The sequence below is a fragment of the Mesorhizobium sp. P2_E9 genome (assembly GCF_056403815.1).
The window spans coordinates 414,025-437,185 of the sequence record NZ_JBFUET010000002.1 but is presented as its reverse complement, the minus strand read 5'-3'; the positions used below and the strand labels follow the sequence as shown (position 1 = coordinate 437,185).

Below are 23,161 nucleotides of genomic sequence, written 5' to 3'. Positions count from 1 at the left end.
CTTACTCCTCCTCATATGCGTCCCGAAAATCGGCGCCGATTTCGCCAAGAAAGCTCTTTTCCGCGCTCTCGGCGATTTCACGATGGCGTTTCTGGTAGAGCTCCCACAGCTTGGCGCCGCGCCCGCCCGAAAGTAGCGTGCCGATCGCCGAATTCGATTTCAGCTCTTCCTCGATTGCTGCCGGGTCAAAACGGTCGACCATCCGACGCAAGGCAGCCTGCACGCCGCGCCAGGCGCGCACGTGGTGTTGCGCGAGATCGCGGACCGCGTCGGCGATAGCCGCTTCGCCGGCGAGAAAGCCGGGGCTGCGCTCGGCGATAAGCGTGACGATGGCGTCGTCGACCGTCGGCAGGAACTTGAGCGGATTGACTTCGGAAGCCCCGACCACGGTCTGGGCGACACGGGCGTTGCCCTTTTCCTCGGCCCGCTTGCGCAGAAGCTGCATCAGGCCTTCCATCATCAGCCGGTATTCGCGGCCGAACTTCTCCATTTCCGCGATACTGTCGCGCTCCGGGAAATCAGCTTCATCGATGCCCATGCCGCGCAGGAATGCGGAGCGAAGCGCCATGTCCCCCAGTTGCGCCGCTGCCGGCAGGCGGGCAGGTTTTGCGGCAGCGCCCGTCCGCACTGGAGGAAGGGCGTCTGCTGCCGGCACAGGCAGATCCCAGGGATTGGCGGATTGCGGTCGTGGGGCGATGCGCTCACGCTGTGCGTTCGAGACGACGCCGTTTGCCGAACTGGAAACGGCCGCTGGTCCAAAACCAAAGTCATCCTTGAATTCGGATGGCTTTCCGGCGGCGGGTTCGGTTGGGCGGTTAACAGAAGGCGCCGGGTCGAGGCTGAACGGATCCGCGAAGGTTGGTGTGTTGCCAGTTTCGGGACGAGGGCCAACGCCCATCGACCCAGGCGTCGAAACCGGATCGAGGCTGAACGGATCATCGAAAGCAGGCGAGCTGCGCTGGCCGGAGGCGGCACGCTCGAACGCGCCCGCAACCGGCTGCTCGAACGGGTTTGGCAGATCGGCCGGACGTGGCCGTCGCGGCTCTTCCTCGACCTTGGCGGAAAAGAAGTCGTCACTGCCGATGCTTATCGGCGTCCGCGATGCCGGCGGCAGGCGTTCGGGAACCGGCTGGCTGGCTGCCGGTGCCTGGGCGGTTGGCGCCTGCAGGTCGACATAGACGACATAGTCGCCAAGTCTCAGCCGCATGCCGCTTTGAAGGCGCGTCGACTGGCCGGCACCAAGCGGGCTGTCTGAGTCGTTTATGTACAGCCCACTGCTCGACGTGTCGGTAACGAAATAGCCGTCTCGCCCGCCCGTGATCTTGCAATGGGCGCGGGAAACGAACATGTCGGGATCGTTGATCTGCCAGCCTGCGTCGGCGCTGCGGCCGATCACCAGCTCGCCTTCGTCCAGCCGGGTCTGCCGTACCGCCTGGGTGCGTGGCCCTTGCTCCAGCGTCAGCAGCAGGCTCATGCCGCGACCCCCGCCATTTTCGGCCGCCATCCGACAATTGTTCGCAGCCGCAATTCGTCAGCATCGCCCCTTTCGGCGGGCCGCGCAAGCCAGGCGGTCCGGCCGAGCTGGACCGTTCCGATGCGGGGCGGCGGCACCGCTTCGCGCGCCAGCACGATGCGCAAATCGACGTCGAGCGACTCCCCGACCATGTCGCGAACGGCCTGCTTGAACAGTTTGAGGCGCGGTCCTCCCGGCAGGAACGCCTTGAACTCCTCGAAACCGAGAGGGCCGACGCGCAGCTCGATCCTGCTTTGGCGGTTGAAAACGCGCGGGCCGATCGTCGCCCCCCGGCCGAGCCCCGCATAGGCTTTGGCGAGCTGGGTCTGCAGCCCGGTCGGTATGGTTATCCAGGCGGCGATGAACTCCTTGATCTGGACCGGCACCCTGAACGCTTCCGCCAGGAACAGCGTCAGCCGCTCCGGGCCATCGACCTGACTGGCCAGCGACGCCGCCTGGCGAAGCTTGACGGTGTCGAGGTCAGGGTTCTGGGTGCCCGGAAGTCCGATCCCCGCCATCGCTTCCAGCATGGCGCGGACGCGGCCGCCGACCGCGCGCTCGACCTGGACCGCGGGGTGCGCATCCGCCCAGGCCCGATAGTAGAGGGCGATCATGCGGTGCTGAAGGATGTTGACGAAGTCCACGAACGTCGTGTCGCTGGTCTGCTGTGCGTCGGCGCCGGCAAACCAGCGCTGCGACAGGCGGTCGAGCACCCAGCGCGTCAGATGCAGCGGCATCGGCCCCTCGGGTCCCAACAGGCCAAGATTTGCAATCGTGACCCGGGCCGGCGCCTTGTCGCTGGCTTCGCGGAACTGCACCAGGTCCCGCGCGGAAAAGGCGAGCCGCACATGCTGGCCGAGCCGTGCCGGCTCGCGGTCGGGGCGCCCCGAATGGCCGAACAGACCGCTCCGCTGTTCGAGACGGCGCAGCAGTTCGAAAAAGTCGAACGCTTCGGACAGACCTTCGGCCCGGTCGAGGCTAGGCCTGTCTAGATCAGGTAGCGATTGCCGGGCGTCATCGGCCATGGCACATCCTCCTGCTTCTGCAGCAGCCGCGTACGGGTTCGCACGAAGCCGTTTATTCCGGCATGGCGGGCAAACAGCCGCGCCAGCAAGGCCGAAAGCAGCAAGGTGCTTTGCCCGGCCAGCACCGACTGATCGACATGCAGCGTCACTTCAGTGCCACGCCCGAAGCACATCGGCCCGTCGATCTGCAGCCGTTCGATCACCGACCGCGAGTCGATGCGCACGATCGAATGCACATTGCGGGCAAGGCTCGGGTCGCCGCGATCGGCATAAAGATCGAGCAACGCATGCAGCGGATCGACGCCGCGGCCTTCCTTGGCGAGGCTCAAGAAATTGAGCGCCAGCTGCGCCACCAGCCGCCAGGCGAGATCGTCGGCGCGGGATTCATCGTCGGCTCCGGTGGGCAATGCCGCGGGGATGGCCGGCTGCGGCGGACGCAACGCACCGAGCAGCCGAACGGATTCGACCGGGTCGCCGGCCTCGAGCGTCAAGGTCGGATTGTCATCGAGGATCGGCAGGTCACGGTTGGTGCAAAGCGCCATGATGTCGAGCCGCTTGAGCGGCCGGTTCGCCGGGCTTCCAAGCGGCCGGGATACGGCCAGGAAAACATCGTCCCCGGTGTATGACGTGCGGGTCAGGCCGTCGCTCCGCTCATCCTCCGTCGCCCGGCGAGGGCGCCGTTCCGTCGAATAGACCCAGCCACTGCCGCGGTTCTGCCCCAGGCTGAACAGCTCCGGTATCTCGGCGTCGCTGCCTTCACTGTCGGCATCCTCGACGCGGAGCACACGATAAATCTCGAAGTCGCGCGCCCGCGTGCGGTCGGCGTGCAGCACCTGCCGCGTCTTGCGCTGATCGAGCTCGACGACGTTGCACTCGCGCTCGAACAGATTGATGATCGGCGTCGCGAAAAGTTCGAAATCCGCCGGCGTCAGGTCGGCGAGTTCGGGCGCCGGGCGGCGGAACAGGAAGATGATCTCCAGCCCTGCCTCGCATTTGCGCACCACCGGCCGCAGCCCCTGGACCCGCACATAGTGAAAGCGCTCCGGCATGACGAAGTATTCGCGCAGCAGGCGGTAGCCTTCGAATGTCGGGCGGGTGCGCGGCATCAACGCCTCGTCGTCGCTGATGCCGACCATTTCGGGTGCCGGCAAGGGCGACAGCCGGTTGGTCTTGCCTTCCGGTCGTGCGCCAATGGCCACGCAGGCGCCGAAAATCGCGTCGAACAGAAGCGGCGCTTTGGTGCGTCCGGCGAAATAGAGGTCAAGCCGGTCGAGCGCCAATTCGTCGAGTTTGCCTTTTCCGGTCCGCGTCAGCGCCAGACGCAGCGCCGCCTCGCCGCCGGTGCCGCCAATCGGCCCTATGCCGGCCGCGGCCAGCGCACTGCGATCCTGAAAATAGCTGACCGACGTGATTGCTATCGGCCACAGGGTCATATCCTGCGCGGTGGAGAAAGTGCAGCGCGTCGACAGGCCGGGTTGCAGGCTGGAGACCAGCCGCGTGTTGCGCTTGACGACGTGGCCGGCGGGCATGGTCTGCACCTGCTGGCCGGGTTTCAGCACGGCCATCGCCGTCGCCGGCGCCGGCGTGACCAGATCGGGATAGAGGACATCGAGCACGCTGCGCGAAAATCGCGAGCGCTCGGCGTCGACTTTCAGCCGGGTGCGCGCGGCGAGGAAGGCGACGCCGTCCAGCAGCCGTTCGACATAGGGATCCGGGCAGGGCACCGTATCGAGGGAGAGGTTGCGCGCCACCGCCGGATGCATGTCGGCAAATTCCGCCGCAAGGCCGCGGATATGGGTCAGTTCCTCCTCGTAATATTCGACGAAAACCCGATCCATCTCAGGCGTCCCTAATTTCGGTCCGCGCCAAGCCGTTGTCGAGATTGATCGTGGTGCGCAGGCGCATGCGTTCCGGTGTGGGCGTCATGATCAGCACGGCATCGATCTCGATCTTCAGGCCCACGGTCTTGTCGCCCAGGGTGACAGTAACCTTCGTCGCGCTGTCCTTGAGGCGGGGCTCGAAGGTGGCGAGCACCGAGCGGATTTCGCGCGCCAGCACGTCGCGGTCAAAGTCGCGGGACGACCGGCCCGAGAAGGACGGCACGCCGTAATTGACCACGCTTCGACGCACCTCCGGAAAATCGGCGAGTGACGGCGGATTGTCCGCCATCTGCTCGTTTTCCAGGTCGGAAAGCAGCGGCGTGGCCTCGAAGCGCTCGGTGTTGAACAGAGCTTCGATGTCGCGCCGCACCGCCTCCCTGAGCACGCGGGCCGATACCACCACACCACGGCTTTCGATCTCGACGCGGTGCTGGGTCTGAAAAGCCAGGCGATGCAGACGTCGTTTCTGATCGGGCGTCAGCTCCGCATCGGCGTCGATGGTCCGCGCACTGCCGGCAACAAGGGTGTCGAGACGGTCTGCGCCAAGCTCGTCCAGCAGGACATGGCGCAGCCCGTCTATCTCCGAGGTCAGGCCCGGCAGGTCGTTGACGAGGCGATCCCACAGCGACGGCTGGACCGCCTCGCTTTTCGCCCGCAGGCTGCCCGCGATCTGTTGCTTGCCCGCGCCGGGCCGCCGAACCTCACTTGCCGACATAGACATCCATTTCGGCTTCATCATTGCCGTCATAGACGAACTTGATCTTCTTGTAGGCGAAGCTGACCTCTTCCTGGATCAGGTCCTCCTCATCCTCGGCCTGCGACATGTCGTATTCCATGATCGAGGCGTCGGTGAGCGTGACGACCAGATAATCCTTGGTCTCGCCATCGATGGTCCGCCGTGCGGAGAACACCACTTCATCGAGCGCCTTGTTCTCGAACAGGGCCTTTTTCAGATAGGGCGAGGATTTGTCGTAATGTTTGATGAACTTGATCATGCCCATCGACACGCGGCCACGGCGTGAGAGTGAATTCGGGTCATAGGGCGCGACCATCTTGTAGTCGACGCCATGGATTTCGATTTCGTCTGAGTGGCCGTCGCGGGTGCTTGGGCCCTTAATGTCGGGAACCTTCAGAAAACCATCGATCTTGACTGGCATTGTCTTTCTCCACCGCTTTCAAACAAAACAAGGTCTGGTTGCTGCAATCAGGTCTTCACGGACGGCAGTTCCGATACCAGCCGCAGCGAGGCGTTGATGCCTTCCAGCTGGTAATGCGGGCGCAGATAGAAGCGGGCATTGTAGTAGCCCGGCCGTCCCTCCACGCTGTCCACCTGGACTTCGGCCGCGGCAAGCGGGCGCTTGGCGCGCGCCTTGTCGTCGGCAAAGGCCGGGTTGGCCAGCACGTAGCGGTTGATCCACTCGGTCAGCCAGATCTGCATGTCGGAGCGCTCCTTGAACGAGCCGACCTTGTCGCGCGCAATCGCCTTAAGGTAGTGCGCGAAGCGCGAGACCGGGAAAAGGTAAGGCAGGTTGGCGCTCAGCCTTTCGTTCGACTGGGCGTCGGGGTCGACCAGCCGGCCGGCGCGCGTTTCGTCGTCCTGCAGCGAATGGGCGCCGATGAAAGCCGCCAGATCGGTATTCTTCCGGTGCAGGATTGGCATCAGGCCGAGCTTGGCCAGTTCGGCCTCGCGCCGGTCGTCGATGGCGACTTCGGTCGGGCATTTCATCGCGATCGAGCCATCGTCGGTCGGGAAGCTGTGCACCGGCAGGTTAAGCACCGTGCCGCCATTCTCGACGCCGCGGATCTGCGTGCCCCAGCCGAAAAGCTTGTGGCTGCGGTTGATGTTGACGCCCATCGGGAAGGCGGCGTTCATCCAGACATATTTGTTGTGATCGCCCTGCACCTCTTCCTCGAAGGTGAAGCCCTTCACCGGAACCGTATCGGTGCCGTAGGGCAGCCTGGCCAGAACCCGGGGCATGGTCAGGCCGATATAGCGGGCGTCCTCGCTCTCGCGCAGCGACTGCCACGACGCATAGGCCGGGTTGGAGACGATCTGCTGCAGGTCTTGCGGGTTGGGCAATTCCTGCCAGCTGTCCATGCGGAACAGGCGTGGCGAGGCGGCTGCGATAAACGGCGTGTGCGCCGAGGCGCAGATGCCGGAGATATTGCGCAGCAGGCCGACGTCGCGCGGGTGGTTGGAGAATTCATAGGCGCCGATCACGCAGCCGATCGGCTCGCCGCCCAGCATCGAATACTCGTCCGTATAGACCTTCTTGAAGATCGGGCTCTGGTCCCACATCTGGCCTTCATAGTCTTCGAGCGTGTCGGCCAGCTGCTCCTTGGAGATGTTCATCACCCGGATCTTCAGCTTCTGATCCGTCTCGGTGTTGTTGACGAGATACCAGAGGCCGCGCCATGTGCCTTCCATCTCGCGCACTTCGGGCGCGTGCAGGATCTCGTTGACCTGTGCCGTCAGCATCTTGTCGATGCCGGCGATCAGCGACTTGATCGACTTGATCGCATTGGACGAGATGGTCGTGGTATCGGAACGCGATTGCGCCGCGAGTGCGAGATTGCGCACCAGTTGCTGCAGCTTCTCGCTGTCGTCCTTCTTGACCTTGAAGTCCTTCTCGAGGAGCCCGCTGAATTCGTCGAGGTTTATGGCTTCGGCCTCGGCGGTGACGGCGGCGGTCTTTTGCTGTTCGGCCATGGTCTACTCCCCTGCCTTGTCGTCGTCGGCCAGTGCCTGGCTGGCGATCTTGCCAAGAAGCGGCTCATTGTTCAGAAGCTGCGCGATGCGTTTTTCGGCGTCGACGCGGCCGTCCATGAAACCGAGCAGTTCCTCGAGCTGGCGGCGCATCTTTAGGATCTCGGCTAGTTGCGGCACCTGCTCGGCCACCTTGTCGGGAGCGAAATCACCCATCTTGGTGAAGGTGAGATCGAGCGCCAGTTCCTCGTCGCGCTCCTGGCCTTCGGCCTGCGGCAGCGTGTTCTTAACCCGGGCTTTGACGCGCGGCCCGAGCGCCTCCATGAATTTGGGGAAGCGGTTCGCGTCGGTCTCGACGAAGGATCGGTCCAGCACCGATTTTGATGCTTCCTTGGTCTGCGAAGCGCCGGAAAGGTCGGCCATCACGGCCATCACAAACGGCAATTCGATCGTCGTCGGGCTACCGTAGGTTTCCACGTCGTAGGCGATCTGCACCCGCGGCGCGCGATTTCGTTCGATGACCTTCGCTTTGCTTTCGGCTGGCATGTGCTGTTACCTTTCATCCTTCTGAGCCGTCTTCTTGACATCGGGAACACCGGCAAGGAGCCGGAATTCCTTCAGCCCAGACGGGGCGAGATCTTCCATCAGTTCAACGAAATCCATGTGCACCATGCGGCGCACGCGCCGCGCCAGATGCGGGATAGGGCTCGACGGTTCGGTGCGGTCATAGAAGGCGACGACCAGGTCGAGGCATTTCACCACGTCGTCGCGCGAGGAAATCCGGTCGGGAAGCCCTGTGTTCGAGTCCGTGTAGCTTGCCGCACTTGCCATAGTCTCGGCTCCATGACCGTTTCGAGCAGGCGTTGCCGGTTCTGCCGGGTTGGGCTGCCTAGCCGCGCCATTCGCCACCGCACCCGCTGCCGCGTTCCGTTCGAGGGTCGTCAGCAAACGCTGCAGAAACCGTTTTAATTCCGGAACGGGAGCGCCGCCGCCTTCGAGGCGGGCGTTGAGGGCGGTTTCGACCGCGTCAAGCGCTGCGATCGCCGCCCGGGCGTCGGCGACCAGCGAGACCATCTCCGCACCGGCCTGATCGATCTGTGCCGCACATCCGGCTCTCACCCGGTTCAAGAGTTGCCCATGCGCGCTGACCAGTGCGGCCTTTTCCGCTGTGTTCAATCCCGAGGCGGCTTCCTGCAGCATGACACGGTCGTCGAGCGCGCTTTGTTCCAGGTCGCGGCCGCTGATCGGCCCGATCGAGCGGGGCGTAAAGAAAATCATTTGCCTGAGATTCGCCAGCAGCCCGTCCTGACCATTCTGCAGGTCGAGCAGCGCGTTGATACGGCGCAAGGCGGCATCGCGGGGCGAAGCATTGGGCCGCAGGGCGGGATGCATGGTTTCCCAATGCTGATCGAACGTCTGCGCAATGAGTGTCAAACCCTGCGCGAGCCCGGCCAGCCCTTCTTCATTGGCCAGTGCGCGCGTGACGATGACGAGCAGGCGAAGGTCGCGGCCATGCGCGCGCAAGTCCGCCGCCTTTGCCAGCACCGCGGACCAGTCGACCGGAATGGTGCTTTGCGACGTGGGCTTGTTGTTGCCGTCGTGGACGACCTTGACCTCGGGCTCGGTCAGGCGCTCCAGCTCATGAAAAGCCGGGTCGTTGCGCAAGTCCTCCCCGGACGGGTTTCCACCGTCGAGCGGACTAAGCCAGAGCGCGGCATCAATCACTCAAACCCCCAGCGACCGACCTCAAACCGTAAGTGACGCGACGTTAACACACGGTTGTACTTTACCACAATTCAAGGACGGCTCAAAAATTAACAGAGGCTAAACGCAATCGCCGCCAGAGTGCCGAAATCCTTGGTGTGGTTGCCGAAGCTGCAAGGCGAACCGCATCGCGGAGCGGTGCCCAGTTCCGTGGCTGTTTACAGCCGGTGGTGCGGGACTTTCCACAAATGGAAAGGAGCCGGCTAAACCGGGCATCGCGACATCGCTTTGTCAAGTGATGGCTTATGTGGCAATTTGTCGGCTGGCAGACTGCAGGAGCACGTTCGATGGAACAGCGCCGGTCATCGCAGACCTTCAAACGCAAGGAACTGGTCGGCAAGCTCAATCCTGTTGGTGTCCGCGCCTTCAAGGCTGCTGCCGACACCGCCAAACTGCGCGGCAATCCTTACGTCGAACTCGTCCATTTCATCGAGCAACTGGTGCTGTCCGACCGCTCGGACGTGCAAATGATCATCGCCGATGCTGGCGTGGATGCGAGCCGGATCACCGCCGCTATGACCCGCGCCGTCGACAAGCTGCCTTATGGCGCCACATCGATCGAGGAGTTCTCCGACCATATCTTTCATGCCATTCAGGAAGCCTGGAATCTGGCGACGCTGGAGTTCGGCGTCGAGGAAGTCCGCAGCGCCCATATTCTGCTTGCCTGCCTGAAGACGCCGGTGCTGGAGGGCCTGCTGTCGAAGATCAGCGGCGAGTTCGACAAGATCGACGCCGACGCGGTCATCGCGCGGTTCGCCGATGTCATGGAGGGCTCACTCGAAGCCGGCGCTTCGACCACGGTCTCCGCCCCGGAAACGCCGATTAAACGGGGGCCAGGCGGGGATTCGGCGCTGGCGAAATACGCCACCGACCTGACCCAGCGCGCCCGCGACGGCAAGATCGATCCGGTCGTCGGCCGCGATCCGGAGATCCGGCAGATCGTCGATATCCTGATGCGGCGCCGGCAAAACAACCCGATCCTGACCGGCGAGGCCGGGGTCGGCAAGACCGCGGTCGTCGAGGGCTTTGCCTTGCGTATCGCCCAGGGCGACGTGCCGCCCACCCTGCAGAATGTCAGCGTGCGCATGCTCGACGTCGGATTGATGCAGGCGGGCGCCAGCGTGAAGGGCGAATTCGAAAAACGGCTGAAGGCCGTCATCGACGAGGTTCAATCGTCCGAAACGCCGGTCATCCTGTTCATCGACGAAGCCCACACGCTGATCGGCGCCGGCGGTGCTGCCGGAACCGGCGATGCCGCCAACCTCTTGAAACCGGCGCTGGCGCGCGGCGAACTTCGCACCATCGCGGCAACGACCTGGGCCGAATACAAGCAGCACATCGAGAAGGACCCGGCGCTGACCCGCCGTTTCCAGGTGGTGAAGATCGACGAACCGTCGGAGGCGGTGGCCGTTCTCATGTTGCGCGGTGTGGCCGGCGTCCTGGAGCAGCACCACAAGGTGCAGATACTCGACGAGGCGATCGAGGCGGCGGTCGGCCTGTCGCACCGCTACATCCCGGCACGGCAACTGCCTGACAAGGCCGTGAGCCTTCTCGACACCGCCTGCGCCCGTGTCGCCATATCGCAGCATGCCACGCCGGCCGAGGTCGAGGACATCATGCGCCGCCGCCAAGCGCTGGAGGTCGAGCGCGGCATCATTGGTCGCGAGGCCGCGATCGGCATCGAGGTGACTGACCGGCAGGCGCGGGTCGACACCGGGCTAGCCGAAACCGAGACCACGCTGGCCGCCGCCGAGGGGCGCTGGGAGCGCGAAAAGGCGCTGGTTGCCAATATCCTCGAATTGCGCGCGCGGCTGCGCGGCGAGGGCGTGCAGCTCGATACGGCGGCGACCGCTGAGGCTGATGCCGAAACGCCAGCGGCGGACGCAGAAAAGACCAAGGTGCCCAAGACTGGGTCGCCCAAGGCTGAAACGGGGAAGGCTGAAACCACGAAGACCAAAGCGGCCAAAGCCAAGGCCGAGGCGCCGGCGGTTGCCGATCCTTTGCCGTCAGATCCTGCCGCCGATCTCGCCCGGTTGCGCGAACTCATGGCTGAGCTTGCCGAGGCGCAAGGCGAGACGCCGCTGATCCTGCCGTCCGTCGACCGCAATGCGGTGGCGGCCGTGGTTCAGGACTGGACCGGAATCCCGACCGGACGGATGCTGTCCAGCCAGACCGAAAAGGCGCTCAAGCTCGCCACCACGCTTTCGGAGCGGGTCGTCGGCCAGGATCACGCCATGGAGATGATCGCCAAACGCGTGCAGACCAGCCGCGCCGGGCTCGGCGCGCCTGAAAAGCCGGTCGGCGTCTTCCTGCTCTGCGGCCCCTCGGGCGTCGGCAAGACCGAGACGGCCTTGGCGCTGGCCGAAACACTTTACGGTGGCGAGCAGAACCTGATCTCCATCAACATGTCCGAGTTCCAGGAGGCGCACACGGTCTCGACACTCAAAGGCGCGCCGCCCGGTTATGTCGGCTACGGCAAGGGCGGTATCCTGACCGAGGCGGTGCGCAGAAAACCCTATTCGGTGATCCTGCTCGACGAGGTCGAGAAGGCGCATCCCGACGTGCACGAAATCTTCTTCCAGGTTTTCGACAAGGGCATGATGGACGACAGCGAGGGCCGGCGGATCGATTTCAAGAACACGCTGATCCTGCTCACCTCGAATGTCGGCTCCGAGGTCATCATGGACCGCACGAAGAATGGCACGCTGCGGGCCGGCCTCGACGATCTGGATACCGCCTTGCGCAGCCCGCTGCTGAAGGTCTTCCCTGCCGCCTTCCTTGGCCGGGTGGTGACCATTCCCTACTATCCGCTTTCAGATGGAATGATCGAGGCGATCACCCGTCACCAGTTTGCCAAGATCGCTCGCCGGCTACGGGCAACCAACGATGCGGAATTGGTGATCGGAGACGGTGTCATGGATCTGGTCAAGGCGCGCTGCACCGAGATCGAATCCGGCGGGCGGATGATCGATGCCATCCTGACCAACACGCTGCTGCCGGAACTGAGCCGCGGCGTGCTCAACCGCTCGCTCGGCGGCGAAAAGATGACAAAGGTCACCGTCGGCGCCTCCAAGGAAGGTTTCACCTATTCCTTCGAGTAGGTTCTGATCGTGGCTGGCTTACCCGATATGACCTCTTCGCCCTCTGCTCCTGCCGTCCCGGGTCGCTACTCGCGATCCACCCGTGCCGGCGCAATGCGAGGGGCGGCGGTCTTGCCGGTGCGGGAGAACGACGTGCGCAGGCGGTAGCGATCGCCGGCGTAGCGGATCGTCGAGGACAGCAGCGGTCGCCCGGCAGTATCGACAATGAGCTGGCGCATGACCAGCGTGGACTTGCCGACATCGATGTCGAGATGGCGCGCCAGCACAGGATCGGCGTCATGCGCTTCGATCGTGGTTTCGGCGCGCGCCAGGTCGACGCCGGCATCGATCAGCAGGCCGAACAGCGACGCGTTGCGAAAGTCGATGCGGCTGAGATCGGGAACAAGCGCTGCGGCGAAGAACGAGGTGTCGACGGCGACCGGAACCTGGTCGAGGCGCCGGATTCTTTGCAGGTGGAATAGGGTCGCGCCGGGCGCGATCGACAGTTCCTCGGCCTCATCCAGCGAGGCCGGCGCCTGTTCGGCGCGCAGCACGTCGGAGGAGGGCGTCAGGCCAAGACGCCTGGCGGTCTCGCTGAACGATTCCAGCGTGTTGGGAAATTCTTTCGGCACCTTGGCCGAGACATACCAGCCGCGTCCATGCGAGGGCGTCAGCACGCCCTCCTCGACGAGGCTCTGAAGGGCCCGGCGCAACGTTACCCTCGAGATCGACATGCGCGTGAACAGGTCGCGCTCGGCCGGCAGGCGCGCGCCCGAGGCAAGCTTGCCGCTGGCGATCTCCTGCAGGATCGCATCGGCCGCTTGCCGCCAGAGTGGCTCCGGTCCGTCCGACTGCAGTGGCGAGCCCTCCATCTCAGTCACCCCTGATCTTTTCCCACATGCCCGTTCGCATCGAACGGTAGCAGGCGTCAATTATGTGGTTGACGATGACGCCGTCCTCGAACGTTTCCAGCGGTGTCGTCCCCGCCGCGAAGTGTTCCACAAAATGGCGCATCTGTTGCGAAAAACCGTAGGCGCGGGTTTCCTCGGGCACCGGATAAACCCAGCCGGTCTCGGCATCCGCCTTCTCGACGAGATAACCCACCGGCTTTTCGATGAAGCCCCAGACCGGCCCGACCGACGTGTCGGTGACGATACGACCGGCCGAGCCGACCAGTTCGTGGCGAAGCTGGATGCCGCCTTTCTCGATCCATGAGGATTCGATCGTGGCGAGCTGGCCGCCGGCGAATTTCAACAGTGCGATCGCCGTGTCTTCTCCGGTCGTCTTGTCGCCATGGACCAGCGTTGCGCCCCACGCCATCACCTCGGTGATTTCGTTGTCCTTGCCGAAGAAGTGACGCGCGCTCTCGACGGTGTGGCAGCCCATGTCGAGCAGGGCGCCGCCGCCGGCGAGTTCGGCATTCCAGAAATGCGGTGCATGCGGCCCCGAATGCGCCTCGCGCGCCCGCATGGTCAAGAGATTGCCGATGCCGCCGGCCTGGATCATCTGGTGGGCCTTTGCGATGTTGGGAGAAAACACCGCGCATTCGGCATAGCCGTGCCAGATGCCGGCGCGCTGGACGATGTCGAGGATCTCCTGCGCCTCCTTGCCGGTGCGCGCCAGCGGCTTGGTGCAGATGACGGCCTTGCCGTGCTTCGCTGCAATCCGGACGGCTTCGAGATGGATCTCGTTGGGCAGCGCGATCACCACCAGCTCGACCGCCGGATCTGCGCACAGCGCGTCGATATCCCTGTGCGCGGTGACCTTGGGACCCCATTTCTTCGCGAAGGCCGTGCCGCGCTCGAAATTGCGCGACGAGCAGGCCACCAGTTCGGCATTGCGCACGTCGAGCAGCGAGTCGGCATAGGTCTCGGCGATGAAGCCCGAGCCCAGAATTCCAACACCAATCATTCAAATCCTCCCGGCTTTTTTGTCCTTCAGCCTGCTGCTGCCCAGCCCGGCAGCGACCATTCGATGGAAAAGACAACACAATACCACTTGTCACAAGATGTATCAGTAGGTATGGTCCGAGGCAACAGTGCAAAATCGTGAATCCACACGAGGCACCATCTCGAGGGAGAGCAGGACAATGCGTTCCATAAATGTATCGATCCCGCTGGCGGCGACGCTCGGCGTGATGTTTTCAGGCGGTGTCGGTGCCGCGTTTGCCGACCCGGTCACCATCACCTTGAACAGCTGGCGCACCGAGGACATCGCGGTGTGGCAGGACACCATCCTGCCTGCCTTCGAGGCCAAGCATCCCGACATCAAGGTCGAGTTCGCGCCCATCAACACCAATGAATACAACGCCGCCATCCAGTCGCAGATCGAAGGCGGCGCCGGTGGCGACCTGATCACCTGCCGGCCTTTCGACGTGAACCGCGAATGGATCAAGCGCGGCTATTTCGAATTGCTGGAAGGCCTGCCGGGCCTGGCGAACTTCGACAAGACGTCGCGGGCCGCGTGGAGCGGTGCCGACGACAAGGCCTACTGCCTGCCGGTCGCCGCCGTGCTCGCCGGCTTCTACTACAACGCCGACATCTTCAAGGAACTGGGCCTCAAGGTGCCGACCACCAGCGCCGAGTTCATCGATGTCCTCCAGGCGATCAAGAAGGATGGCCGCTACACGCCGCTGGCCTATGGCGCGGCCGAATCCTGGCAGCTCGCCTATAACGGCCTCTACTCGATCGGCCCCGCCTACTGGAAAGGTGAGGAGGGCCGGCTTGGCCTGATCGACGGCAAGAAGAAGCTCACCGATCCCGAATTCGTCGATGCCATCGCCGCCTTCGCGGCCTGGAAGCCGTTCCTGCCCGCCGGGCAGGAGAGCCTGAACTATGCCGACATGACGCAGCTGTTCACGCTCGGCAAGGCGGCGATCCTTCCCGATGGTTCGTGGGACATCAACCAGGCGACCTCGACCGGCCTCAATGTCGGCGTGTTCGGCCCGCCGGTGCCGAAGGCCGGCGACCAGCGCTACCTGCAGGAGATGCCTGACATGGGCATCGGCATCAACGCCAAGAGCACGCACAAGGAAGCGGCAAAAACCTTCCTCGACTGGGTCGCCGGACCTGAATTCCAAGAACTCTATGTCAACGCAGCCCCCGGCTTCTTTGCCATGAGCTCGAAGCCGGTGACCTACAAGAACAAGCTGGCGCAGGACTTTGCCGACCTCAAGAAGGGCGCTGAGCTGACGCCACGCCTGGCGCTGGATCGTCTGAGTGCCGGCACGCCGCCGCTCGATGACGAGACCTGGCGTCTGCTGCAGGTGATGTTCACCAAGTCCGACGTCACGCCGCAGCAGGTCGCGACCGAACTCCAGGCCGGCCTCGCCTCCTGGTACGGACCGCAGAAGAAGTAATCCACGAACGCCTCGTGCATGCCTTGCCAGTCGGCAAGGTGTGCCCGAAGCTTCTCGGCACGCCGGCATATCCATGCCGGCGTGAAGATGAGGTTTTAAGTTGATATCTCCCGCTGCCGCTTATCGAAACCTGCTGCTGTTCGTGCTGCCGGCGCTGGCCGTCTATCTGGTCTTTGCCGTGCTGCCGCTGGCGACCTCGATCGTCATGAGCTTCTTCCAGACCAACGGCGCTTCGGGTGATGTCTTCGTCGGCCTCGCCAATTACGAGCGGCTGTTCACCCACCCGACCATCAGCGCCCGCTTCTGGAACGCGTTGCTCAACAACATGCAGTATTTCGCCATCCATCTGATTGTCGAAGTGCCGATGGGCCTGCTGCTGGCGGCGTTGCTGACGTCAGGAAAGCTGGCGCGCTCGGAAGGCATCTACCGCACGCTGCTGTTCATTCCGGCGACGCTGTCGGTGGTCATCGTCGGTTTCGTCTGGCGCCTGATCATCAACCCGCTCTGGGGCCTGGTCGGCTTTCCCTTGCTGGGCACGGAATCGACCGCACTCACCACCATCTCGCTGATGTCGGTCTGGCAGTATTTCGGCATCCCCATGGTCTTCCTCTACAGCGCCTTGCTGGCGGTGCCCAACGAGCTTGTCGAGGCCGCCAACATCGACGGCGCCGGCGGCTGGACGACGTTCTGGAAGATCAAGTTCCCGCTGATCGCGCCGCAATTCGGGCTGATCGCCATCCTCACCTACATCTGGACCTTCAACGGTTTCGACCTGGTGTTCGCGCTCAACGGCTCGGCGCCCGGCCCGAACTACAGCACCGACATTCTCGGCACTTATTTCTACCGCACCTTCTTCGGCTCCAGCGGACAGCTCGCCGATCTCGATCTGGGTAGCGCGGTTGCAACGGTCATTTTCCTCACCGTGTTGTTGGTCACCGCGGCCTATTTCTGGCTGATCCAGCGCCGCCTGAAATCCTATTCGGTCTAGGAGCTGAGATGAGCGCCCCGGACCTCACAATACCAGCCGCCCGCCGCCGCCAGGACCGCGAGCCCTGGACGGTCGAGCGCATCATCGTGCACGCGCTGCTAATCCTCTTCGTGCTGCTGGCCATCGGACCGGTGCTGATAGTCATCATCAACTCGCTGAAGACGACGCCGGCGATTTTCGGCGGGCCGTTCGACCTGCCGACGGCCAAGACCTTCAGCCTCGAAGGCTACAAGCGGGTCTTCACGCGCGGCAATTTCATCGTCAACTACCGCAACAGCCTGATCGTCACGGTGACGACCATCGTGCTGACGGTGGTACTGTCGACGCTAGCCGCCTTTGCGCTGGTCGAATACCGCGTGCGCGTCGCCTCGTTGCTCAGCGGACTGTTCGTGCTCGGCATCATGCTGCCGATAAGGCTCGGCACCATCCCGCTCATCCAGATGATGCTGGCCTGGCGGCTGATGGACACGCTTGTCGCACTCATCCTCGTCTACACGGCTATGAGCATCCCGATCGCGGTGACGCTGATGGTCACCTATTTCCGCACCGTGCCGACCGATCTCAAGGAAGCGGCGCGCATGGATGGCGCCAGCGAGCTGCGCACCTTCTGGATCGTGCTGCCTCTGGTCAGGCCGGGCCTGGCGGCGGTCGCGGCACTCACCATGCTGCCGGTCTGGAACGACCTGTGGTTCCCGCTGATCCTGGCGCCAAGCCGGCAGAACCAGACGGTGACGCTCGGCGTGCAGCAATTCGTCGGCCAGTTCATGAACGACTATCCGGCCTTGCTCGCCGCACTGACGCTTGGCGCGGTGCCGCTGGTGCTGCTGTTCACCCTGTTCTCGCGGCAATTCATCAGCGGCCTGAGCAAAGGCTACAGCAAATAACCGGACGATCACGACAGACGATTTTTCATACCCACCACCCATTTCGAACTGATGGAACACTGAGATGCAGATAGGCACTTACATCCGCCGCCAGCCCGCGACCCTCACCGGCCTGCCAGCGGCAATCGGCGCGGATCTCGCTGGTTTCGCCAGCTTGCGCCAGAGGCCGGAACGGATCGTGCTGCTCGGCACCGGCTCGTCCATGAATGCGCTTCTGGCCGGCGCCGAGGCGCTGGAGGAGGGCACGGGTGCCTCGGTGATCGCCAAGGAGCCGGAAGCCTTCCTGCGCCTGCCGCCCAAAGTATCGGACCAGCGCACGCTGGTGCTGGCTGCCTCGCAGTCCGGCATGAGCATCACCACGATCGAGGCGGTGCGGCTGTCGGTACAGCTGGGTTTCCCCACCCTTGTCATCACCGGAGAGGCCGGCAGCCTCATCACCGAGACCGGCGCCGAAATCATCGTCATGCCGATCGGCCCCGAGACGGTCGGCCCCAAGACCATGGGCTATACCGCCACCGTCATCTCGGTGCTGGCGGTCGCCGCCAAGCTCGCCGACAAGACGATCGATCTGTCGGGTCTGGTCGCGCAACTGGAGCAGACAGCCGAAACCGGTTTGGCGGCTGCGAAAGACCTAGTCGCCCGGTTCGGTGTGCCCGACTACATACTGGTCGCAGGCCAGGCGACGCATCTCGGCACCGCGCTCGAGGCATCGCTCAAGATCGCCGAGATCAGCGGCGTACCGACATCGGCCTTCGACACCGAAGAGGCCTTGCACGGCCATGTCTATGGCACGACCAACAACAGCCTGGTGATATCAATCGCGCAGACCGAGGCCGAGGCGAAGGTCGCCGCCAATCTCGGCGAAGCGCTGGCCGAGCTCGGACCGCGCACAGTTGTCCTCAACCTCTCCGGCCACCCGACCCGCTTCGACCTGGCGGTGAGCTGGCCGACGGAGCCAAAACAGCAATGGCTCGCCGGCTGCTGGGCGCCGATGCCGCTGCAATGGTATGGCTGCGAACTGGCGATCGCGCGCGGCATCGATCCCGACAAGATGATCTACCCCAACCTCGGACGGCGGCTCAACGTGCGCATCCGCAAGGAGGCCTGATGGTAACCGCTGTTGGAATCGACATTGGCGGCAGCCTGGTCAAGCTCGGTGTCGTCGACGGCTCAGGCAAGGTGCTGGCGCGCGGCACTGTCCCGGTGCATCGCGACATCGAATTCTCGGATTTCGTCCATCTGGTCACCGAGGCGACCGAAGAGTTGAAAAAGGCGTTTCCCGACATCGCCGCCATCGGCATCGGCGTGCCCGGCACGCCCAATCCCGAGACCGGCATGCTCAACGGCCGCTGCCCGGCAATCCCGGCGCTGTTGAAAGGATCGCTGTCAAAGCTGTTCGCTATCCGCTTCGGCGTGCCGGCCGTTGTCCGCAACGATGCCGTCAGCGCCACCCATGGCGAAATGCGCCATGGTGCGGGGCGTCCGTACTCGCGCTTTGCGCTGCTGACCCTCGGCACCGGCATTGGCGGGTCCATGGTCATCGACCGCAAGGTTATTGACGGCCCGGACGGACTGCCGCCGCAGTTCGGCTGCATCTCGCTCGATCCGGCTCGCACCGACATCGCCGATCCGGTGCCGGGCATGGTCGAGAACCTGGCCAGCGCCCGCGCGCTGGTCAACCGCTATCGCCAGCTCAAGCCTGATGCCGACGCCACGAATGCCGAGACTGTTGTCGATCTCGCCAAACAGGGCGAGCCGATCGCGCTGCAGGTGGTCGACGAGGTGGCCCGTTGGCTCGGCCAGATGATCGGCATCATGTCGAACATGCTCAACATCGAGGCGGCGATCATCGGCGGCGGCCTGTCGCTGGCTGGTCCCTTCTTCATCGATCGCATTGCCAAAAATGTCAGAGATTTCGTGCTGCTCAAGCCCGGCCGCCCGCCGGTGATCGTGGCGGCCGAGCACGGCAACGATGCCGGCGTGATCGGCACCGCGGCACTGGCGCTCGACATGTTCGCGCCCACGACAAAGGAATAGCGCCATGGCCGATGTCGAACTGCGCAAGATTTCCAAGAGTTTTCAGAACCTGAAGGTCGTGCACGATATCGATCTCGAGATCGTCGAGGGCGAGTTCGTCGTCCTCGTCGGCCCCTCCGGCTGCGGCAAGTCGACGACGCTGCGCATGGTGGCGGGACTGGACAGGCCAAGCGGCGGCGAGATCCATATTGGCGGCAGGCTGGTCAACGACGTCCAGGCCAGGGACCGCGACATCGCCATGGTTTTCCAGAGCTATGCGCTCTATCCGCAGATGACGGTGGCGCAGAACATGGCCTTCGGCCTGCGCATCCGCAAGGTGCCGGACGCCGAGGTGACGCAACGCATCGCCCGTGTCGCCGACATCCTCGATCTCAGCGAGCTGCTGCAGCGCAAGCCGCACCAACTGTCCGGCGGCCAGCGCCAGCGCGTCGCCATGGGCCGCGCCATGGTGCGCCAGCCGAAAGTCTTTCTGTTCGACGAACCGCTTTCCAATCTCGACGCCAAGCTCAGGGTGAAGATGCGCGCCGAGATCAAGAAGCTGCACCAGATGGTCGCCACCACCACGGTCTACGTCACCCACGACCAGGTCGAGGCGATGACATTGGCCGATCGCGTCGTGGTGATGAACAAGGGCCGCATCGAACAGATCGGCCCGCCCAACGATCTCTACCATGAGCCGGCCAGCCGTTTCGTCGCCGGCTTCATCGGCAGCCCCGGCATGAATTTCTTCAAGTGCCGGCTGGAAGCGCGTGGCGACCGCTTGGCGGTGGTGCTCGGCGATGGCACGGCACTTGGCGTTCCGGCTGCCCGCACCGCGCGCTATGCCGGCCATGTCGGGCGCGCGCTCGAATTCGGCCTGCGTCCCGAGCACATCACCGAGCAGCGCGAGCGGCCCGAAAGCGTCGACATCAAGGTGCCGGTCGAGGTGGTCGAGCCGATGGGCATGGAGACGCTGCTGCATGTGCTGGTCGCCGGGGCCGAGGCGACGGCGCGCATCGATCCGGCAGCGACGCCGAGGCCTGGCGAGACGGCAACGCTGTCACTCGGCATGGCCCACATGCACCTGCTCGAGCTGGAAACCGGCAAGGTTCTCTGAGCGCCACACATTCGCGTGTCGAAATACGAAAACAATATATTATTTGTTGACAAATATAATTTTGGAGCGAATTTTTAGGCGCGGCACCAGACGGCCGTGATGGCCTTCGACACGCAACGCCATGTCAACGCAGTGCAGGAATTCGCCGGTCATGATCGACATCCAAAGCGTGTCAAAATCCTTCGTGACCAGGGACGCCGATCCAGTGCATGCGCTGAACAAGGTCAGCCTGGAAATCTACGACAACGAGTTCTTTACGCTGCTCGGCCCGTCGGGCTGCGGCAAGACGACCCTGCTGCGTCTGATCGCCGGTTTCGAGGCGCCAAGCACGGGCGCCATCCGTATCGCCGGCAAGGATGTCGCCGCCCTGCCGCCGCAGAAGCGGCCGGTCAACACGGTGTTCCAGAGTTACGCGTTATTCCCGCATATGAGCGTCGCCGAGAATGTCGCGTTCGGTCTGGAAATGCAGAACGCGCCGAAAACGCTGATCGAGGAGCGCGTCCGGGAAGCGCTGGAAATGGTCCGGCTCGAAAGCTTCGCCATGCGGCGCCCCGCACAATTGTCGGGCGGTCAGCAGCAGCGTGTCGCGGTGGCGCGCGCGCTCGCACCCAAGCCAAGCGTGCTGCTGCTCGACGAGCCGCTGTCGGCCCTCGACCTCAAACTGCGCAAGGGCATGCAGAGCGAGTTGAAGCGGCTGCAGCGCGAGACCGGCATCACCTTCGTGCTGGTCACCCACGACCAGGAAGAGGCGCTGGCCATGTCCGACCGCATCGCGGTGATGCGCAGCGGCGACGTGCTGCAGGTCGGCACGCCGAGGGACATCTACGACAATCCGCAGGATCGCTTCGTCGCCGACTTCATCGGCGAGTCCAACCTTTTACCCGGCGCCGCCCTTGGCCGCGATCCGGCAAAGACGATCGTCGTGCGCCCTGAACACATCGTCGTGTCGCCGATATCGGACGGCGCCAGGGGCCACGCCACGGGCGCGGTCTCGGCCATCACTTTCCTCGGCTCCGACACGCTCTATGAGGTCGTGCTGGAGGAGGGGGCAAAACTGCATTCGCGCTCGCGCGGCGGTGCGTCGTTCGCAACAGGAGACAAGGTCGTCGTCGACTGGGCCCATGCCGTCGAACGCGAGCTGGCGAACTGAGATGGGTCCGAACCGCACCTGGCTCCTGATTGCACCGGCCATGCTGGTCATCGGCATCTTCATGGTGCTGCCGCTGTTCCTGGCGGTCGCCTATTCCTTCATGACCGCCAACCCCTATGGCGGCGTCACTGCACCGGCGACCTTCGATGCCTATCTGCAGTTCCTCTACCAGCGCGACTTCGACGACAGCCTGGTGTTTTCGCCGAGCTACGCACTGATCATCCTGCGCTCGATCTACCTCGCCATCGCTACCACAATCATCTGCCTCGTGCTCGGCCTTCCCGTGGCCTGGTACATCGTCTGCCAGACGCCGGAGCGGCGGCGCATCCTTCTGTTCGCCGTCACCTTGCCGTTCTGGATCAACACGCTGATCCGCACCTATTGCTGGATCCTGATCTTGCGCGACGAGGGGCTGGCGAACGGCGCGCTACGCCATGCCGGCATCATCTCCGATCCGCTGCCACTGCTCTACAATGACGGCTCGATCCTGCTCGGCCTCGTCTACACCTTCCTGCCCTTCATGGTGCTGCCGATCTATTCGACGCTGGAGCGCATCGACCCCCGGCTGATCGAGGCGGCGCACGATCTCTACGCCAGCCGCGCCGCAGTCTTTCGCCGCATCGTCTGGCCGCTGGCGCGGCCCGGCGCGCTGGCCGGCGCCACGCTGGTCTTTGCGCCGGCGCTGGGTTCTTTCCTGGCGCCCGACCTGCTCGGCGGCGGCAAGAAGCTTTTGATCGGCAGCCTGATCCAGATGCAGTTCACCTCCTCGCGCAACTGGCCGTTTGGCGCGGCCCTGTCGACCGTCGTGACGGTCGTGGTGCTGACCGTCTTCGTCATCCGCTCGCGCAGGGTACAGGAGGAGCGGCGATGAACGGCGCAAAGCCTTTCGACTGGCGGCATACGCCCGGCCTGTCGGCCTACACGGCGCTGATCTTCGTGTTCTTCTACGCGCCGCTGCTGATCCTGGTGATCTACGCCTTCAACTCCAGCCGGCTGGTCACCGTCTGGGCCGGCTTCAGCTTCAAATGGTTCGTCGCCGTCGCCAACAACGAGGCGATCCGCGACGCCGCCTTCAACAGCGTCATCATCGCCATCGTCGCCACCATCGCCTCGACAGCGATCGCGACGGCCGGCGCCATTGCGCTGGAACGCGGCCGGCTGCGCTTCGGGCGAGGGGCGGCAACGGCGCTGATCGCCATGCCGCTGGTGGTGCCGGAGATCGTCGTGGCGATCACCACGCTGATCTTCTTCTCCGGGCTCGGCATGCATCACGGGCTGATCAATCTGATGATAGCCCACACCGTCTTCTGCATCCCGTTCGCGCTGTTGCCGATCCAGGCGCGGCTGCGCGACATGGGCGGCACACTGGAGGAGGCCGGCCGCGACCTCTATGCCGACGAATGGCGGCTGTTTCGGCGCGTCACGCTGCCCTTGCTGCGGCCTGCGATCTCGGCGGGCGCCATCATGGCCTTCGTCGTCTCGCTCGACGATTTCTTGATCTCGATGATGGTGTCGAGCGCCGGCTCGACCACGCTTCCCGTCTACATCTACGGCATGATGCGGCTTGGCGTGACGCCCGAGGTCAACGCCATCTCCACCATCCTGCTTGCCGTTTCCATCATCTTCGTCGCCGCCGCCCTGCTCGTCGGACGACGCAACAAACTTGCCTAGAAAAATAA

Annotated in this window: 20 protein-coding genes; 10 read left to right on the top strand and 10 right to left on the bottom strand. The window is 64.0% G+C overall.

Going from position 1 to position 23,161, the window contains the following annotated elements; all coding sequences use genetic code 11:
- Position 1 precedes the first annotated feature (1 nt).
- The 8 genes from tagH to tssA are packed head-to-tail and all read right to left on the bottom strand — an operon-like array spanning position 2 to position 8,850.
- Positions 2 to 1,474, bottom strand: a complete 1,473-nt coding sequence (gene tagH, locus AC1D05_RS05275) for a type VI secretion system-associated FHA domain protein TagH (RefSeq protein WP_477438854.1) — start codon at positions 1,472 to 1,474, stop codon at positions 2 to 4.
- Complete coding sequence (gene tssG, locus AC1D05_RS05270; RefSeq protein ID WP_477438852.1) at positions 1,471 to 2,538, bottom strand: type VI secretion system baseplate subunit TssG; 1,068 nt, start codon at positions 2,536 to 2,538, stop codon at positions 1,471 to 1,473. The genes tagH and tssG overlap by 4 nt, the downstream gene beginning before the upstream one ends.
- Entirely contained in the window at positions 2,502 to 4,376 is a 1,875-nt protein-coding gene (gene tssF, locus AC1D05_RS05265; RefSeq protein ID WP_477438850.1) for a type VI secretion system baseplate subunit TssF, read from the bottom strand. The genes tssG and tssF overlap by 37 nt, the downstream gene beginning before the upstream one ends.
- 1 nt (position 4,377) lies before the next feature.
- Entirely contained in the window at positions 4,378 to 5,133 is a 756-nt protein-coding gene (gene tssE / locus AC1D05_RS05260; protein ID WP_477439126.1) for a type VI secretion system baseplate subunit TssE, read from the bottom strand.
- On the bottom strand, positions 5,120 to 5,575 hold the full coding sequence (locus AC1D05_RS05255; RefSeq protein WP_027042794.1) for an Hcp family type VI secretion system effector: 456 nt from the start codon (positions 5,573 to 5,575) through the stop codon (positions 5,120 to 5,122). Before AC1D05_RS05255 ends, tssE begins: the two co-directional genes overlap by 14 nt.
- A 47-nt stretch (positions 5,576 to 5,622) precedes the next feature.
- Positions 5,623 to 7,128 carry a type VI secretion system contractile sheath large subunit gene (tssC, locus tag AC1D05_RS05250; RefSeq protein WP_477438848.1) on the bottom strand — a complete coding sequence of 502 codons (1,506 nt, stop codon included), beginning with the start codon at positions 7,126 to 7,128 and terminating at the stop codon, positions 5,623 to 5,625.
- Between the two features lie 3 nt (positions 7,129 to 7,131).
- Positions 7,132 to 7,671 carry a type VI secretion system contractile sheath small subunit gene (gene tssB / locus AC1D05_RS05245; RefSeq protein WP_023767752.1) on the bottom strand — a complete coding sequence of 180 codons (540 nt, stop codon included), beginning with the start codon at positions 7,669 to 7,671 and terminating at the stop codon, positions 7,132 to 7,134.
- 6 nt (positions 7,672 to 7,677) lie between these two features.
- The gene (tssA, locus tag AC1D05_RS05240; RefSeq protein WP_477438846.1) at positions 7,678 to 8,850 is read right to left on the bottom strand and encodes a type VI secretion system protein TssA; all 1,173 of its coding nucleotides are present in this window, start codon (positions 8,848 to 8,850) and stop codon (positions 7,678 to 7,680) included.
- A 326-nt stretch (positions 8,851 to 9,176) separates the two neighbouring features.
- Between tssA and tssH the strand changes: the two genes are divergently transcribed.
- The gene (tssH, locus tag AC1D05_RS05235) at positions 9,177 to 11,990 is read left to right on the top strand and encodes a type VI secretion system ATPase TssH (RefSeq protein WP_477438844.1); all 2,814 of its coding nucleotides are present in this window, start codon (positions 9,177 to 9,179) and stop codon (positions 11,988 to 11,990) included.
- Between the two features lie 65 nt (positions 11,991 to 12,055).
- On the opposite strand, the gene AC1D05_RS05230 is transcribed toward tssH, so the two are convergent.
- Together AC1D05_RS05230 and AC1D05_RS05225 are read right to left on the bottom strand one after the other, a co-directional pair.
- Positions 12,056 to 12,841 carry a GntR family transcriptional regulator gene (locus AC1D05_RS05230; protein ID WP_477439125.1) on the bottom strand — a complete coding sequence of 262 codons (786 nt, stop codon included), beginning with the start codon at positions 12,839 to 12,841 and terminating at the stop codon, positions 12,056 to 12,058.
- Between the two features lies 1 nt (position 12,842).
- Positions 12,843 to 13,880, bottom strand: coding sequence for a Gfo/Idh/MocA family protein (locus tag AC1D05_RS05225; RefSeq protein ID WP_477438842.1), 1,038 nt, complete (start codon positions 13,878 to 13,880; stop codon positions 12,843 to 12,845).
- A gap of 178 nt (positions 13,881 to 14,058) precedes the next feature.
- On the opposite strand from AC1D05_RS05225, the gene AC1D05_RS05220 reads away from it, so the two are divergent.
- From AC1D05_RS05220 to AC1D05_RS05180, 9 genes are all read left to right on the top strand, one after another.
- A complete protein-coding gene (locus AC1D05_RS05220) occupies positions 14,059 to 15,327 on the top strand; it encodes an ABC transporter substrate-binding protein (protein ID WP_477438840.1) in 1,269 nt (422 codons plus the stop codon).
- 100 nt (positions 15,328 to 15,427) lie between these two features.
- The gene (locus tag AC1D05_RS05215) at positions 15,428 to 16,315 is read left to right on the top strand and encodes a carbohydrate ABC transporter permease (RefSeq protein WP_477438838.1); all 888 of its coding nucleotides are present in this window, start codon (positions 15,428 to 15,430) and stop codon (positions 16,313 to 16,315) included.
- Between the two features lie 8 nt (positions 16,316 to 16,323).
- Complete coding sequence (locus AC1D05_RS05210; RefSeq protein WP_477438836.1) at positions 16,324 to 17,199, top strand: carbohydrate ABC transporter permease; 876 nt, start codon at positions 16,324 to 16,326, stop codon at positions 17,197 to 17,199.
- A 64-nt stretch (positions 17,200 to 17,263) separates the two neighbouring features.
- On the top strand, positions 17,264 to 18,307 hold the full coding sequence (locus tag AC1D05_RS05205) for an SIS domain-containing protein (protein ID WP_477438834.1): 1,044 nt from the start codon (positions 17,264 to 17,266) through the stop codon (positions 18,305 to 18,307).
- Positions 18,307 to 19,236 carry an ROK family protein gene (locus AC1D05_RS05200; RefSeq protein WP_477438832.1) on the top strand — a complete coding sequence of 310 codons (930 nt, stop codon included), beginning with the start codon at positions 18,307 to 18,309 and terminating at the stop codon, positions 19,234 to 19,236. The genes AC1D05_RS05205 and AC1D05_RS05200 overlap by 1 nt, the downstream gene beginning before the upstream one ends.
- A 4-nt stretch (positions 19,237 to 19,240) precedes the next feature.
- A complete protein-coding gene (locus AC1D05_RS05195; protein ID WP_477438830.1) occupies positions 19,241 to 20,332 on the top strand; it encodes an ABC transporter ATP-binding protein in 1,092 nt (363 codons plus the stop codon).
- Positions 20,333 to 20,483: 151 nt separating this feature from the next.
- Positions 20,484 to 21,482: an ABC transporter ATP-binding protein gene (locus tag AC1D05_RS05190; RefSeq protein WP_477438828.1), complete on the top strand. Its 999-nt coding sequence runs from the start codon at positions 20,484 to 20,486 to the stop codon at positions 21,480 to 21,482.
- Position 21,483: 1 nt separating this feature from the next.
- Positions 21,484 to 22,353 (top strand): ABC transporter permease, encoded by an 870-nt coding sequence (locus AC1D05_RS05185; RefSeq protein ID WP_477438826.1) that lies wholly within the window; start codon positions 21,484 to 21,486, stop codon positions 22,351 to 22,353.
- Complete coding sequence (locus tag AC1D05_RS05180) at positions 22,350 to 23,153, top strand: ABC transporter permease (protein WP_477438825.1); 804 nt, start codon at positions 22,350 to 22,352, stop codon at positions 23,151 to 23,153. The genes AC1D05_RS05185 and AC1D05_RS05180 overlap by 4 nt, the downstream gene beginning before the upstream one ends.
- Positions 23,154 to 23,161: the final 8 nt, after the last annotated feature.